We start from the raw sequence: 13,837 nt of genomic DNA on the forward strand, positions 1-13,837 counted from the left end.
CGGCACCTGACGCCGGGGCCACGGCGGCCGGGCGGGTCCCCTCGCGCACGGGGGACCCGCCCGGCCCTCGCACGCCGCCCTCTCTCTTCCCGTGCCTCTTTCCCTGCCTCTCCCCCCACCCCGAGGAAGGACCTCACCGTGCGAAGAACCCGCGTCCTGACGGCCGTGCTCGCACTGGCGGCCGGCCTGCTCACGGGCGGCCCGCCCGCCCTGGCCGCCGACGCCCCGGAGCCGGCCACCACCCTCGCCGCCGACACCTACACCTGGAAGAACGCCCGCATCGACGGCGGCGGCTTCGTGCCGGGCATCGTCTTCAACCGCAGCGAGAAGAACCTGGCCTACGCCCGTACCGACATCGGCGGCGCCTACCGGTGGCAGGAGTCGACGAAGACCTGGACCCCGCTGCTGGACTCGGTCGGCTGGGACGACTGGGGCCACACGGGCGTGGCCAGCATCGCCTCCGACTCCGCCGACCCCGACCGGGTGTACGCGGCGGTCGGCACGTACACCAACGACTGGGACCCGGGGAACGGCGCGGTGCTGCGCTCCACCGACCGGGGCGCGAGCTGGCGGAAGGCCGACCTGCCGTTCAAGCTGGGCGGGAACATGCCGGGCCGGGGCATGGGGGAACGCCTGGCGGTCGACCCCCACCGCAACAGCGTGCTGTACCTGGGCGCGCCCAGCGGGAAGGGGCTGTGGCGGTCGACGGACTCGGGGGCGAGCTGGTCGCAGGTGACGGCCTTCCCCAACCCGGGCACCTACGTGCAGGATCCGGGCGACACCTCCGGATACGCCAGTGACAACCAGGGCATCGTCTGGGTCACCTTCGACGAGTCCACGGGCACGCCGGGAAGCGCGACCAGGACGATCTACGTCGGGGTGGCCGACAAGGAGAACGCCGTCTACCGTTCGACGGACGCGGGCGCGACCTGGCAGCGCCTCGCCGGCCAGCCGACGGGCCACCTGGCCCACAAGGGCGTCCTCGACGCCGAGAACGGTCACCTGTACCTGGCCTACAGCGACACCGGCGGCCCGTACGACGGCGGCAAGGGCCGCCTGTACCGGTACGCCACGGCGACCGGCGCCTGGACGGACATCAGCCCGGTGGCGGAGGCCGACACCTACTACGGCTTCAGCGGGCTGACGGTGGACCGGCAGCGGCCGGGCACGGTCATGGCGACGGCGTACAGCTCCTGGTGGCCGGACACCCAGATCTTCCGCTCCACGGACAGCGGTGCGACCTGGACGCAGGCATGGGAGTACACCTCGTACCCGAACCGGGAGAACCGCTACACCATGGACGTCTCGTCCGTGCCGTGGCTGACCTGGGACGCCCACCCCTCACCGCCCGAACAGAGCCCGAAACTGGGGTGGATGACCGAGGCGCTGGAGATCGACCCGTTCGACTCGGACCGCATGATGTACGGGACGGGCGCGACGGTCTACGGCACGGAGAACCTCACGGACTGGGACGACGACGCCACGTTCACCGTCACGCCCATGGTGCGCGGGCTGGAGGAGACGGCGGTCAACGACCTCGCCTCTCCTCCCTCGGGCGCCCCGCTGCTCAGCGGGCTCCTCGACATCGGCGGCTTCCGGCACACGGACCTGACGAAGGTGCCGTCGATGATGTTCACCCAGCCCGCCTTCACCGCCACCACCAGTCTGGACTTCGCCGAGGCCGGCCCGGACACGGTGGTCCGGGTGGGGAACCTGGACTCGGGCCCGCACATCGCGTTCTCGACCGACAACGGCGCCCACTGGTTCGCGGGCACGGACCCTTCGGGCGTCAGCGGCGGCGGCACGGTCGCGGCGGGCGCCGACGGCAGCCGCTTCGTGTGGAGCCCGCAGGGCGCCGGGGTGCACCACACCACCGGCTTCGGCACGTCGTGGTCGGCGTCGAGCGGCATCCCCGAGGGAGCGGTCGTCGAGTCCGACCGGGTGGACCCGAAGACGTTCTACGGCTTCACGTCCGGCAGGTTCTACGTCAGTACGGACGGCGGCGCCACCTTCACCGCCTCCCCCGCGACCGGACTGCCGAGCGGTGACAGCGTGCGGTTCAAGGCACTGCCGGGTGCGAAGGGCGACATCTGGCTGGCCGGCGGGGCGAGCGACGGTGCGTACGGGCTGTGGCACTCCACCGACGGCGGGCAGAGCTTCACCAGGCTGCCCGGTGTCGACGAGGCGGACACCGTCGGCTTCGGCAAGGCGGCCCCCGGCGCGTCGTACCAGACCGTCTTCACCAGCGCGAAGATCGACGGCGTGCGCGGCATCTTCCGCTCGACGGACCAGGGGCGGAGCTGGACCCGCATCAACGACGACGCCCACCAGTGGGGTTGGACGGGTGCGGCGATCACCGGCGACCCGCGGGTGTACGGCAGGGTGTACGTGGCGACCAACGGCCGCGGGATCGTGTACGGCGACACCTCGGACACCGGGGGCGGGGACGACGGCGGCTCAGGCACCGATCCCGGCCCGGATCCGGAGCCTGAGCCGACGGGTGCCTGCGTCGTGACCTACGAGATCACCAACCAGTGGCCCGACGGTTTCCAGGCCCAGGTCCGGGTGACCAACACCGGGTCGAAGACCTGGAACGGCTGGTCGCTGAGCTGGTCGTTCACGGACGGCCAGCGGGTCTCCCAGCTCTGGAACGGGGCCCACACACAGTCCGGTTCGGCGGTGACGGTGCGCAACACCGACTGGAACGGCACCGTCGCGGCGGGTTCGTCGGTCGGCTTCGGCTTCACGGCGAGCCGTTCGGCGGCGAACCCGGACCCGGCCGCCTTCCACCTGGACGGGCGGGCCTGCACGGTGACGTGATCCGGCGGGGAGGACGCCCACGGGGCACGTGCCGCGGTCCGCTGCGAGCTGGTCGAGTTCAACGGCGAGAACAACCACGTCCACCTGCTCGTGAACTTCCCGCCGAAGGTCGCCCTGTCCAAGCTGGTCAACAGCCTCAAGGGCGTCAGTTCCCGCAGGCTCCGCCAGGAGTATCCAGAACTGGTCCAGCACTACTGGCGCGCACAGCGCCTGTGGTCCGGCTCCTACTTCGCCGGGTCGGCCGGCGGGGCTCCGCTGTCAATCGTGAAGCAGTACATCGAGCAGCAGAACCGGCCCGTCTGAGCCCAGGTCGACAGTGCGGACCCATGCGCACAGCGCGGGTCAGAGCACTCCTCAGAATCGCTTCACCACCGGGCTGAAGCCCGATGCACTGCGATTAGAGCCGGTAGCGGTCCCGGGACTCCCGCAGCAGCTTCTGGGTGTGCTGGGTGGTGGCGGCCCGCGCCACCATGTGGTCCAGCACCTCCAGATGCGCCGAGACCTCCTTGCGGGAGTCCAGGTACAGGGCGCCGGTCAGGTACTCGGTGACCACCATGTCCGGCAGCTCCGGCTCGGCGAAACGGAACAGCGAGAACGGCGCGTACGTCCCCGGATGCGGGCCGTCGGCGAACTCGGCGACCTGGAGCGTGATCCGGTCCCGCTCGGACCACTCCAGCAGCTTGTCGAACTGATCGCGCATCACCCGGCCGTCCACGCTCACCGGCCGCCGCAGCACCGTCTCCTCGATGATCACCCACAGGTGGGGCGGGTCCGGCCGCTCCAGGAGCCGCTGCCGCTCCAGACGCAGCGACACATGCCGCTCGACCGCCTCCGGCCCCTGGTTCCCGATCGTCCCGGCCTCCAGGACGGCACGCGCGTAGTCCTCCGTCTGCAGCAGCCCCGGCACGAAGTGCGGCTCGTAGGACCGGATGATGCGGGCGGCGCCCTCGAGACTCACATACAGGCTGAACCAGTCGGGCAGCACGTCGTGGAACCGCTGCCACCAGCCCGGACGGTTCGCGTCCTCCGCGAGCCCGATGAACGTGGCCGCCTCGCTCTGCCGCACCCCGTAGGCCGTCAGCAGGATCTGGACGTACGGGATCTTCAGCGCGACCTCGGCCGTCTCCATCCGCCGTACGGTCGCGGGTGCCACCCGCAGGACCCGGGCGGCCTCCTCACGGCTGAGGCCCGCCGTCTCCCGCAGTTCCTGCAGCCGCCTGCCGAGCACCACCTGGCCCACGGTGGGTGCGGCCCGCCGTTCACTCACGCCACGTCTCCCCAACGCCCCCGGACACCGGTTCAGGCCCCCGGACATCGGTTCAGTCTGCCATGCCGGACCGACCCTCTCACGGGCCGCGGGCCGGCGCCCTCGTTCCCGGCGGTCCCGGTCCTCGGCCGGGAAGGCACCGTACGGGGGAGCCGCACCGCCTTGACCAGGGTCTCACCGCTCCTCCTGTGGCACGCTGGGACAGAGCCCCGCCACCGCAGGAACCGGCCCGCAGGAGACCGAAGAGGAGCGCGCCCATGTCCGACGAACCGCTGTCGCCGCAGGAGATCGAGGAGCGGCTGGCCGACCTGCCGGGCTGGGCGCTCGACGGCGGCCGCCTCACCCGCTCCTACCGGCTCGGCTCCCACTTCGCGGCGACGGCGATGGTCGTCCACGTCGCCCGGGTACAGGAGGAGCTGAACCACCACTCCGACCTCACCCTCGGCTACAACACCGTGTCCCTCGCCGTCCAGACGCACAGCGCGGGCGGCGCCGTCACCGAGAAGGACCTCGAACTGGCGTGCAGAGTACGGGACTTGGCAACCGGTCACGATGCACACTGAGGTGTGTGCTCGACTACGACGAGGAAGCGGAGCGGTACGACGCCTCACGCGGCGGTGAGCCCCGGGCCGCCGCGGCCGCGGCGGCGGTACTGGACCTGATACCGGCCGACGCGCGGGATCTGCTGGACACGGCCTGCGGCACCGGCATCGTGACCCGGCGCATCCCCGCCGCCCGGGACGGCCTGCGCGTGACCGGTGTCGACCTCGCGCCGGCGATGGCCCGGAGGGCGGCGGCCCGGCTGCCCGGTGCCGTGGTCCGCGCCGACGGCCGCCGACTGCCGTTCGGCGACGCTCGGTTCGACGCCGTGGTCAGCGTGTGGCTGCTGCACCTGCTGTCCGGCCCGAAAAACGTACGGACCATCGTCGGCGAGTGCGCCAGGGTCCTGCGGCCCGGCGGGGTCTACGTCACCACCGTCGACAAGGGCGCCTCGCACAACGTGGGCAGCGACATCGACGCCGTCCTCGCCGCCCGCCCGCGCAGCCCGGTGCACGACGCCGCCGCACACGTGACGGCCCACGCCGCCGAACACGGCCTGGTCCCGGCCGGACAGGGCGTGTTCCGGGGCCACGGCCAGGGCCGCAGTCCCCGCCGTACCATCGCCGACCTGCGCCGCGGCTGGTTCGTCACCCTGCCTCCCGGCGATCCGCGCGCCGACGGCTTCGCCGCCGCCCTCGCCGCCCTCCCGGGCCAGGACCGCCCCCGCCCGGACCCGGTCTTCCGGCTACGGGCGTACCGGAAGCCGCCGGTGCCCGGGAACGGGTGAACTCCCGTGCGGGGGGGGCGGCGACCCGGGCGGGGCCGGTGGTGACTGAGGGGCGAAACCCCTTCGTCCTTTCTGGAGGTCCGTCTCGTGCAGCATCCCCACAGGCAACGCGGACGCCGGTTCGCCCTCCCCGCGGTCCTCACCGCCGCGGCCCTCGCCGCGGCCGGGCTCACCGGCCTCGGCACCGGCACCGCCGAGGCCGCCACTGCACGGCAGGTCAAGAGACTCGACCGAGGCGTCGTCAGCGTGTACAACGGCAGCGGAAACCTGGTCAGCCGGCGCCGGCCCGGCACCGTCCCGGACAACGTCTCCTTCACCGTCCACCGGGCCGGTACGAAGGTCAACTCCAGCCCGGTCACCGGCTCCACCACCTTCTTCCACTCCGGCGCCCCCTCCCACGCCGACTAACACCGTCCGCGCCGTCGCGAACGGCGTCGAGCAGGGCGACTCCGTGCACGCCGTCCAGTTCCGCGGCGGCTACCGGCTCTAATCGCAGTGCATCGGGCTTCAGCCCGGTGGTGAAGCGATTCTGAGGAGTGCTCTGACCCGCGCTGTGCGCATGGGTCCGCACTGTCGACCTGGGCTCAGACGGGCCGGTTCTGCTGCTCGATGTACTGCTTCACGATTGACAGCGGAGCCCCGCCGGCCGACCCGGCGAAGTAGGAGCCGGACCACAGGCGCTGTGCGCGCCAGTAGTGCTGGACCAGTTCTGGATACTCCTGGCGGAGCCTGCGGGAACTGACGCCCTTGAGGCTGTTGACCAGCTTGGACAGGGCGACCTTCGGCGGGAAGTTCACGAGCAGGTGGACGTGGTTGTTCTCGCCGTTGAACTCGACCAGCTCGCATTCGAAGTCCTCGCAGACGGCCCGCATGATCTCCTCCATGCGCGTCAGGTGGGCGTCCTTGAAAACCTTGTGCCGGTACTTCGTCACGAAAACCAAGTGCACGTGAAGGACGAAAGTACAGTGTCTACCAGTACGGATGTTCTGATACACGGTCATAACCCAACTTTAGTAGGGTGATCGGCATGCAGCTTCGGTACAGCTTCCGCCTGTACCCGAACGGTCCTCAGCGCTCAGCGCTGGCCAGGGCGTTCGGGTGTGCGCGGGTGGTCTACAACGATGCGCTCCGCGCCCGTGAGACCGCCCGCGCCGCAGGCGAGGCGTTCTTGAAGACGGGGGACCTGTCCAAGCTGCTGATCACCGAAGCCAAACTCACCGAAGAACGCGCGTGGCTCGGTGAGGTCTCCGCCGTCGTGCTCCAGCAGGCCCTGCGGGACCTGGACACCGCGTACCGGAACTTCTTCGACAGCCTCAGGGGCAAGCGCCCGCGTATGGGCGCGCCCCGCTTGAAGAGCCGCAGGGACAACCGGCAGGCTGTACGTTTCACTGCGAACGCCCGTTGGAAGATCACCACCGGCGGGGACCTGTCCTTGCCGAAGGTCGGGGACGTGCGGGTGAAGTGGTCCCGCAGTCTTCCCTCGGTCCCCTCCACGGTGACCGTGGTCAAGGACGCGGCCGGAAGGTACTTCGCGAGCTTCGTTGTGGAGACCGGGCCCGTCACGTCGGCCGAGAGCGATCAGGCCGTCGGCATCGACCTGGGGCTGGGGCACTTCGCCGTCCTGTCCGACGGCACGAAGATCGAAGCTCCTCGCTTCCTGCGCCGGGCCGAGAAGAAGCTCAAGCGCGCACAGCGGGCCCTCAGCCGCAAGGCGAAGGGCTCGAACAACCGGGACAAGGCCCGCATCAAGGTCGCCCGCGCTCACGCGCAGGTCGCCGACGCACGGCGCGAGTTCCACCACCAGCTCTCCACCCGGCTGATCCGCGAGAACCAAGCGGTCGCGGTGGAGGACCTGGCGGTGAAGGGACTCGCCCGTACACGCTTGGCCAAGTCCGTGCACGACGCCGGATGGTCCGCGTTCGTGACGATGCTGGAGTACAAGGCCGCGAAGTTCGGCCGCGGCTTCCACCGCATCGGACGGTTCGAGCCGACCTCCCAGGTCTGCTCGCAGTGCGGCGTCAAGGATGGCCCCAAGCCCCTCCATGTCCGCGTATGGGAATGCGGAGCTTGCGGGACCGTTCTGGATCGGGACATCAACGCGGCGGTCAACGTCGCCATGGCCGCCGGACTGGCGGTGTCAGCCTGTCGAGCGCAGATAAGACCGGTACTCGTGCCGGCACAGCGCGTTGAAGCAGGAACCCACCGAGACGGTCAGGCGACCGTGGTAGGAATCCCCGGCCCCTAGGCCGGGGAGCGGAAGTCAATGAGTACCGCCGCGCCCCTCCTTCCCGCGGTCCCCGTCACCTCCGCCGTTCTCGTCGTCGACGATCTCCGCGTCGACGACGCCCTCCTCCTCCTGCGGTGAGGTGTGCTGCCCGGCGTCACCGGTGGACGCCTGCTCCGCCTGGGCGTACATCGCCTGGCCCATCTTCTGGCTGACCGCGGCGAGCTTCTCGACGCCGGCGCGCAGGGCGGCCGTGTCGGCGGACTGCTCCAGCAGGGGCTTGAGCTCCGCGACGGCGGCCTCGACCTCGGACCTGGTCTCCGCGGGGATCCGGTCACCGTTGTCCCGGATGAACTTCTCGGTCTGGTAGACGAGTTGCTCGGCCTGGTTACGGGTCTCGGCGGCCTCGCGGCGCTTGCGGTCCTCGTCGGCGTACTGCTCGGCCTCGCGCATCATGCGGTCGATGTCGTCCTTGGGCAGCGCCGAGCCGCCGGTGACGGTCATCTTCTGCTCCCGGCCGGTGGCCATGTCCTTGGCGGAGACGTGCATGATGCCGTTGGCGTCGATGTCGAAGGCCACCTCGATCTGCGGGACGCCGCGCGGCGCCGGGGGCAGACCGGTCAGGTCGAAGACGCCGAGCTTCTTGTTGTACGCCGCGATCTCGCGTTCGCCCTGGTAGACCTGGATGCCGACCGAGGGCTGGTTGTCCTCGGCCGTGGTGAAGGTCTCCGAACGCCGGGTCGGGATCGTGGTGTTGCGCTCGATCAGCTTGGTCATGATGCCGCCCTTGGTCTCGATGCCGAGGGACAGCGGGGTGACGTCGAGCAGCAGCACGTCCTTCACGTCGCCGCGGATGACGCCCGCCTGGAGGGCCGCTCCGACGGCGACCACCTCGTCCGGGTTGACGCCCTTGTGCGGGTCCTTGCCGGTGAGTTCGCGGACCAGGTCGGTCACGGCGGGCATCCGGGTGGAGCCGCCGACGAGGATGACGTGGTCGACCGCGGAGAGCTTGACGCCTGCGTCCTTGACGGCCTGGTGGAAGGGCGTCTTGCAGCGCTCCAGCAGGTCGGCGGTGAGTTCCTGGAACTGGGCCCGGGTGAGTTTCTCGTCCAGGTGCAGCGGACCCTCGGCGGAGGCCGTGATGTAGGGCAGGTTGACGGTGGTCTCGGAGGAGGAGGACAGCTCGATCTTGGCCTTCTCGGCGGCCTCCCGCAGCCGTTGCACGGCCATCTTGTCCTTCGCCAGGTCGACGCCGTACTGGTTCTTGAAGCGCTGGGCGAAATGGTCGAGGAGTCGCTGGTCCCAGTCGTCGCCGCCGAGGTGGGTGTCGCCGTTGGTGGCCTTCACCTCGATGACTCCGTCGCCCATCTCCAGGAGCGACACGTCGAAGGTGCCGCCGCCCAGGTCGAAGACGAGGACGGTCTGCTCGCTCTCCTTGTCCAGGCCGTACGCGAGGGCCGCCGCCGTGGGCTCGTTGATGATCCGCAGGACCTTCAGCCCGGCGACCTCCCCGGCCTCCTTGGTGGCCTGCCGCTGGGCGTCGTCGAAGTACGCCGGGACGGTGATCACGGCGTCCGTGATGTCCTCGCCCAGGTAGGCCTCCGCGTCCCGCTTCAGCTTCTGCAGCACCCGGGCGGACAGCTCCTGCGCCCGGTAGCGGGTGCCGTCCACGGAGCCCTGCTCGGGGAAGTGCCACTGGCCGTCGCCCATGTGCCGCTTGACCGAGCGGGCGGTGCGGTCGACGTTCGTCACGGCCTGTCGTTTGGCGACCTCGCCGACGAGCACCTCGCCGTTCTTGGCGAAGGCCACCACCGAGGGGGTGGTGCGCGCGCCCTCCGCGTTGGCGACGACGGTCGGCTCACCGCCCTCCAGCACGGCCACCACCGAGTTCGTGGTTCCCAGGTCGATTCCGACCGCACGTCCCATCGTTGTCCCCTTCCGCCAGGGCACACCTCTTCGGACCTCAAGGTATCCAGCACAAAACTTGAGCGGGCTGTTGTCAATAGTTTATGCGGGCTGTTTGTCAACCGCTCGTTCGGACGGCCACACGGCGCAGGCCGCCCCGGCGGGGGCGGCCTGCGGGTGTACTGCGGTGTGCTGCGGGGCGTGGAGACGACGGGTCAGGAGAGCTTCGCCGTCAGCGTGATCTCGGTGCCCTTCAGCGCCTGGCTGACCGGGCAGTTGACCTTGGCGTCCTCGGCCGCGGACTGGAAGGCGGCCTCGTCCAGGCCGGGGACGGTGGCCTCGACGGTGAGGTGGATCCCGGTGATGCCCTCGCCGGGCACGAAGGTGACGTCGGCGGAGGTCACCAGGCGGGTCGGCGGGTTACCGGCCTTGTCGAGGATGTTGGAGAAGGCCATCGAGTAGCAGCTGGAGTGCGCGGCGGCGATCAGCTCCTCGGGGCTGGTCTTTCCGTTCGCCTCCTCCGCGCGCGACGCCCAGGTGACCGGCTGCTCACCGATGCTGCCGGAGGAGTCGAAGGTGACGACCCCGCTGCCCTTGAAGAGGTTGCCTTCCCAAACGGTGTGTGCGGAGCGCGTGGCTGCCATGACGCATCCTTTCGAAATGTCCGGCCGTGTGTCCGGTCCGTACTCTGTCCGGGGCCGCCCGGGTCACCGGGATTCCCGACCCCATCCGATCACACTACGGCCCGGCTCACCCGCAGGACCGGCTCCCCGGCCGGAAGGCCGGCCCGCCCGAGGTCAGGCCGCGCGCTCCTGGCCGGGGTAGGTCGGACGGGCGAAGTCGCCGGACTCGGCCAGCCAGCGGCGCAGTACCCGGTGGACGTGTTCGGCACCGACGGGTCCGGCTGCGCCGGCGACCGCGGGGGACAGCGCGACCGGGGACAGCAGGAAGGGACGGGACTGGGCGCCGCCGAGGCCTCCGTGGGAGCCGATCTGCTCCTCGAAGGCGTGGACCTCGCCGGTGGCGGGGTCGTGGAAGGAGTTGACCATGATGTCGGCGGTGTGCGGGAAGGAGTGGGTGCGGCGCACGGCGTCGGCGGCGTACGGCCCGAACGCGGCCAGGGGCCCGGGAGCGTCGTCGAGTGCGTCCAGGGGGATCTCCACGCCGTGCGCGCCGAGGACGACACCGCCGTGCCGTTCGCTGCGCACCAGCAGGAAGCCGATGCCGGGGTGGTTGGCGAGGGTCGGCAGCAGTGCCGGATGGCGGGCGTCGATCTCCTCCTTGGTCATCCGGTGCGGCACGTCCGGGAAGGAGACCAGGCCGAGGTTGCCGGAGGCCAGCACGACGGGCTCGGAGCCGCGCGGGGGACGGTACTGCTCGGCGCCCTCCTCGACCGGCCGGTGCAGTGCCGCCCGGACCGCCGCGCGGGCCTCGGCGCCGCTGTGGGTGCGCCGCGCGCGGCGCGGCACGGGCAGCCCGCACCCGGCCCGGACCAGGTCGCCGAGGGTGAGTCCGTAGCGGGCGCGGAAGGTCTCGCCGGGGCTCTGGCCGTGGTCGGAGAGGACGACGATCCGGTACGGGCGGGGGGCGTGCTCGGCGACGTGCTCGATCAGGGCGAGGGAGCGGTCGAGGCGTTTCAGGACCTTCTCGGCGTCCCGGCTCGCGGGGCCGGAGTGGTGGGCCACCTCGTCGTAGGCGACCAGGTCGGCGTAGACGGAGGTGCGGCCGGCCAGCAGGTCGCCCATGACGGCGGCGACGACCACGTCCCGCTGGACGACGGTCGCGAAGGCCCGCACGAACGGGTAGAGCCCGCCGCGGGACACGCGCGGGAACTGCTCGGTCCACCGGGCCCGGGTGGACTGGGCTATCTCGCGGACCACCTCGGCACCGAAGGACAGGGCGGTGCGCACGGCGTTGGCCGGGTCGGAGAAGTAGGCGAAGTAGCCCGAGCGGGAACGGTTCTCCCGGGTGCGGCGGCGTGCGGTGATGGACAGCACCAGGGCCTGTTCGCCCGCGCCGCCGCTGAACAGGTTGCCGCGGCTGGCGCCGTCGTCGGCCAGCAGCCCGGCGTGGCCGGTGTGGCGGGCGGCCCGCCGCTGCAGCTCCACGGCGCTGGTGGGCCGGTTGCAGACCATCACCTCCCGGCGGTCCTTCTCGTACCAGCGGAAGGCGGGGACGTCGTGGTTGCTGCCGTGCAGGATGCCGAGCTGGCTGGCGCCGGTCTGGCTGGACCAGTCGGTGTGCCAGGAGGTGAGGCGGTGGGAGGGGGGACGGGTCTCGCCGGCGCCGAGCCAGCGGGCGACGGTCGGCATCAGGCCCCGGTCGACCGCGTGCAGCAGGACGTCGTGGCCGACGCCGTCCAGTTGCAGGAAGACGGTGCCGTGGGTGGCCGGGACGGGCGGTGCGGAGCCGCGGCGGCGGTAGGCGAGCCGGTAGAGGCGGCGGCGGTAGGCGTCGTCGTCGCGCACCGCGAGGGCGCCTCCGGTGGCGGAGGCGACGGCGGACATCACGGCGGCGACCACGACCGCGGTCTCCCACGCGGCGGTCCCGCTTTCGATCGGGTTGAGCCGCAGTGCCAGCAGCAGCAGTGCGCCGTTGAGGAAGAACACCAGCAGGCCGAGGACGAGGGCCGGTACCAGCAGCAGCAGCCGCACCAGCAGCGGCCACACCAGAGCCGACAGCAGACCGAAGGCACCGGCACCGAGCCCGGCGGTGACCGCGATGTCGGTGGCGCTGTCACCGTCGGCGGAGCGCAGCCGGAAGTCGGGGAGGAGGCCGGCGAGCACCAGCATGGTGAGGGTGGCGACCGCCCACACGGTGACGCTCCGCCCGATCTGACTGGCGATCCGTCGCCACCGCACGCCACCCACGCCCAGTCCACCTCACGTCCCGGCTCGTCGCCGCCACCAGCCGGGGTGGCCCGCGAACCGGCCCCTGCCCGTACTCACCCTGCCACAACGCCCGGAAGTGCCGATTCGTCCCCGATGGTCCTCGGCGAACGGGCCGCGGGGCGGTTCAGCGGCCGTCGTAGCCGGCCGTCGGCATCGACAGCCGGCGGTGCACCCGGGCCTTCATCGCGGCGTCGTACGACGGTTCGGCGTGGCCGACGGTCTCCACCCGTACCCCGCGCCGCGCGCACTCGGCGGTGAACTCCTCGACGGAGGCCAGGGCGCTCTCCAGCACCCGGCGGCTGGGCGCCACGAACAGGTCGGTGCCCGGCCGTACGCCGTCCCACAGCAGGCCGTGGTCGAAGCGCACTCCCCGCACCAGCAGTTGCCGGGCCACCACGTAGCCGCGTTCGCGGGCCCAGTGGGCGCACATGGCGTGCTGACTGCGGGAGTCCACGAGGAAGGGATCGACGTCCAGTTCCGCCAGCGGTGTCAGACTCGCGATCGCCGTCACCCGCACCGGCCCCATGGCGCCCCCTCACCTCCGGACTGCGTCGCCGACCCTACTCCTGCGCGTAGGCTTCGGGGAGTCGCGGAGGGAGGCGAAGAGGTGCCGGTGGAGATCACCTGGTGGGGTCACGCCACTTGCACGGTCGAGGACTCGCACACCCGCGTGCTCACCGATCCCCTGTTCGCCCGTCGCCTCGCGCATCTGCGGCGGCGGCGCGGTGCCGTGCCACCGCCGGGCGCCCGGCACGCGGACGTGGCGCTGGTCTCCCATCTGCACGCCGATCATCTGCACCTGCCCTCGCTGGCGCTGCTCGCCCCGGGCACGCTCCTGCTCGTGCCCCGGGGCGCACACCGTGCGGTGCCGAGGCTGCGCCGGCTCACGCACCTCGAGGTGAGCGAGGTGGCGCCCGGCGACGTGCTGGCGGTCGGCCCTCTGGCCGTACGGGTCGTGAGTGCCCGGCACGACGGGCGGCGGCTGCCGCTCGGACGGCACCGGTCCCCCGCGCTCGGCTACGTCGTGGAGGGCGAGGCGCGCACGTACTTCGCGGGCGACACCGGCCTGTTCGACACGATGGCCAAGGAGGTCGGGCCGGTCGACGTGGCACTGCTGCCGGTGGGCGGCTGGGGCCCGTACCTCGGCGAGGGGCACCTGGACGCGGGGCGCGCGGCCGAGGCGCTGGCCCGGCTCGAGGCGCGCAGCGCGGTGCCGGTGCACTACGGCACGTACTGGCCGATCGGCATGGACGCCGTGCGTCCGCACGAGTTCCACTCACCGGGCGACGAGTTCGTACGGTGGGCGGCCGAGCAGGCGCCCGGGGTGCCGGTGCACCGGCTGGGGCACGGTGAGCGGCTCCGTCTGGAGGGCCCACGGTGACGCTGCCCGCCGCCCTGGTCCA

At 71.5% G+C, this 13,837-nt stretch carries 11 protein-coding genes and 2 pseudogenes; 7 read left to right on the forward strand and 6 right to left on the reverse strand.

The genetic code is table 11. The features are described 5' to 3' along the window. Positions 1–138 precede the first annotated feature (138 nt). On the forward strand, positions 139–2,820 hold the full coding sequence (locus PYS65_RS05125) for a cellulose binding domain-containing protein (RefSeq protein ID WP_279332575.1): 2,682 nt from the start codon (positions 139–141) through the stop codon (positions 2,818–2,820). 45 nt (positions 2,821–2,865) lie between these two features. After that, positions 2,866–3,123 (forward strand): annotated as a pseudogene (gene tnpA, locus PYS65_RS05130) (IS200/IS605 family transposase); the annotation flags it as partial. A 94-nt stretch (positions 3,124–3,217) separates the two neighbouring features. On the opposite strand, the gene PYS65_RS05135 reads toward tnpA (PYS65_RS05130), so the two are convergent. Continuing rightward, positions 3,218–4,087, reverse strand: coding sequence for a helix-turn-helix domain-containing protein (locus PYS65_RS05135; RefSeq protein WP_279332576.1), 870 nt, complete (start codon positions 4,085–4,087; stop codon positions 3,218–3,220). Between the two features lie 257 nt (positions 4,088–4,344). On the opposite strand from PYS65_RS05135, the gene PYS65_RS05140 reads away from it, so the two are divergent. From PYS65_RS05140 to PYS65_RS05150, 3 genes and pseudogenes are all read left to right on the forward strand, one after another. Continuing rightward, positions 4,345–4,650, forward strand: coding sequence for a 4a-hydroxytetrahydrobiopterin dehydratase (locus tag PYS65_RS05140; protein WP_279332577.1), 306 nt, complete (start codon positions 4,345–4,347; stop codon positions 4,648–4,650). A 5-nt stretch (positions 4,651–4,655) separates the two neighbouring features. Then, positions 4,656–5,414: a class I SAM-dependent methyltransferase gene (locus PYS65_RS05145; RefSeq protein ID WP_279332578.1), complete on the forward strand. Its 759-nt coding sequence runs from the start codon at positions 4,656–4,658 to the stop codon at positions 5,412–5,414. Between the two features lie 87 nt (positions 5,415–5,501). Then, positions 5,502–5,898 (forward strand): annotated as a pseudogene (locus tag PYS65_RS05150) (rhamnogalacturonan endolyase family protein); the annotation flags it as partial. 100 nt (positions 5,899–5,998) lie between these two features. On the opposite strand, the gene tnpA (PYS65_RS05155) reads toward PYS65_RS05150, so the two are convergent. Next, positions 5,999–6,415, reverse strand: coding sequence for an IS200/IS605 family transposase (tnpA, locus tag PYS65_RS05155; RefSeq protein WP_279332579.1), 417 nt, complete (start codon positions 6,413–6,415; stop codon positions 5,999–6,001). Positions 6,416–6,441: 26 nt separating this feature from the next. Here tnpA (PYS65_RS05155) and PYS65_RS05160 point away from each other — a divergent pair, with 26 nt between their 5' ends. Continuing rightward, on the forward strand, positions 6,442–7,659 hold the full coding sequence (locus PYS65_RS05160) for an RNA-guided endonuclease InsQ/TnpB family protein (protein WP_279332580.1): 1,218 nt from the start codon (positions 6,442–6,444) through the stop codon (positions 7,657–7,659). A 15-nt stretch (positions 7,660–7,674) separates the two neighbouring features. On the opposite strand, the gene dnaK is transcribed toward PYS65_RS05160, so the two are convergent. From dnaK to PYS65_RS05180, 4 genes are all read right to left on the reverse strand, one after another. Next, positions 7,675–9,564, reverse strand: coding sequence for a molecular chaperone DnaK (gene dnaK, locus PYS65_RS05165; protein WP_279332582.1), 1,890 nt, complete (start codon positions 9,562–9,564; stop codon positions 7,675–7,677). 194 nt (positions 9,565–9,758) lie between these two features. Then, the gene (locus PYS65_RS05170) at positions 9,759–10,187 is read right to left on the reverse strand and encodes an OsmC family protein (protein WP_279332583.1); all 429 of its coding nucleotides are present in this window, start codon (positions 10,185–10,187) and stop codon (positions 9,759–9,761) included. 153 nt (positions 10,188–10,340) lie between these two features. Then, entirely contained in the window at positions 10,341–12,413 is a 2,073-nt protein-coding gene (locus tag PYS65_RS05175) for a phage holin family protein (protein WP_279332584.1), read from the reverse strand. Between the two features lie 145 nt (positions 12,414–12,558). After that, positions 12,559–12,960 (reverse strand): hypothetical protein, encoded by a 402-nt coding sequence (locus PYS65_RS05180; RefSeq protein ID WP_279332585.1) that lies wholly within the window; start codon positions 12,958–12,960, stop codon positions 12,559–12,561. 81 nt (positions 12,961–13,041) lie between these two features. Between PYS65_RS05180 and PYS65_RS05185 the strand changes: the two genes are divergently transcribed. Continuing rightward, complete coding sequence (locus tag PYS65_RS05185; RefSeq protein WP_279332586.1) at positions 13,042–13,815, forward strand: MBL fold metallo-hydrolase; 774 nt, start codon at positions 13,042–13,044, stop codon at positions 13,813–13,815. Positions 13,816–13,837 lie beyond the last annotated feature (22 nt).

Origin of the sequence: Streptomyces cathayae (assembly GCF_029760955.1) — a bacterium.
Taxonomy (GTDB): domain Bacteria; phylum Actinomycetota; class Actinomycetes; order Streptomycetales; family Streptomycetaceae; genus Streptomyces; species Streptomyces cathayae.

What these genes read in the sequence shown, in the direction of transcription:
- PYS65_RS05170 (WP_279332583.1), bottom strand. Translation starts at nt 10,187, where the DNA reads ATGGCAGCCACGCGCTCCGCACACACCGTTTGGGAAGGCAACCTCTTC.
- PYS65_RS05140 (WP_279332577.1), top strand. Translation starts at nt 4,345, where the DNA reads ATGTCCGACGAACCGCTGTCGCCGCAGGAGATCGAGGAGCGGCTGGCC.
- PYS65_RS05160 (WP_279332580.1), top strand. Translation starts at nt 6,442, where the DNA reads ATGCAGCTTCGGTACAGCTTCCGCCTGTACCCGAACGGTCCTCAGCGC.
- PYS65_RS05180 (WP_279332585.1), bottom strand. Translation starts at nt 12,960, where the DNA reads ATGGGGCCGGTGCGGGTGACGGCGATCGCGAGTCTGACACCGCTGGCG.
- dnaK (WP_279332582.1), bottom strand. Translation starts at nt 9,564, where the DNA reads ATGGGACGTGCGGTCGGAATCGACCTGGGAACCACGAACTCGGTGGTG.
- tnpA (WP_279332579.1), bottom strand. Translation starts at nt 6,415, where the DNA reads ATGACCGTGTATCAGAACATCCGTACTGGTAGACACTGTACTTTCGTC.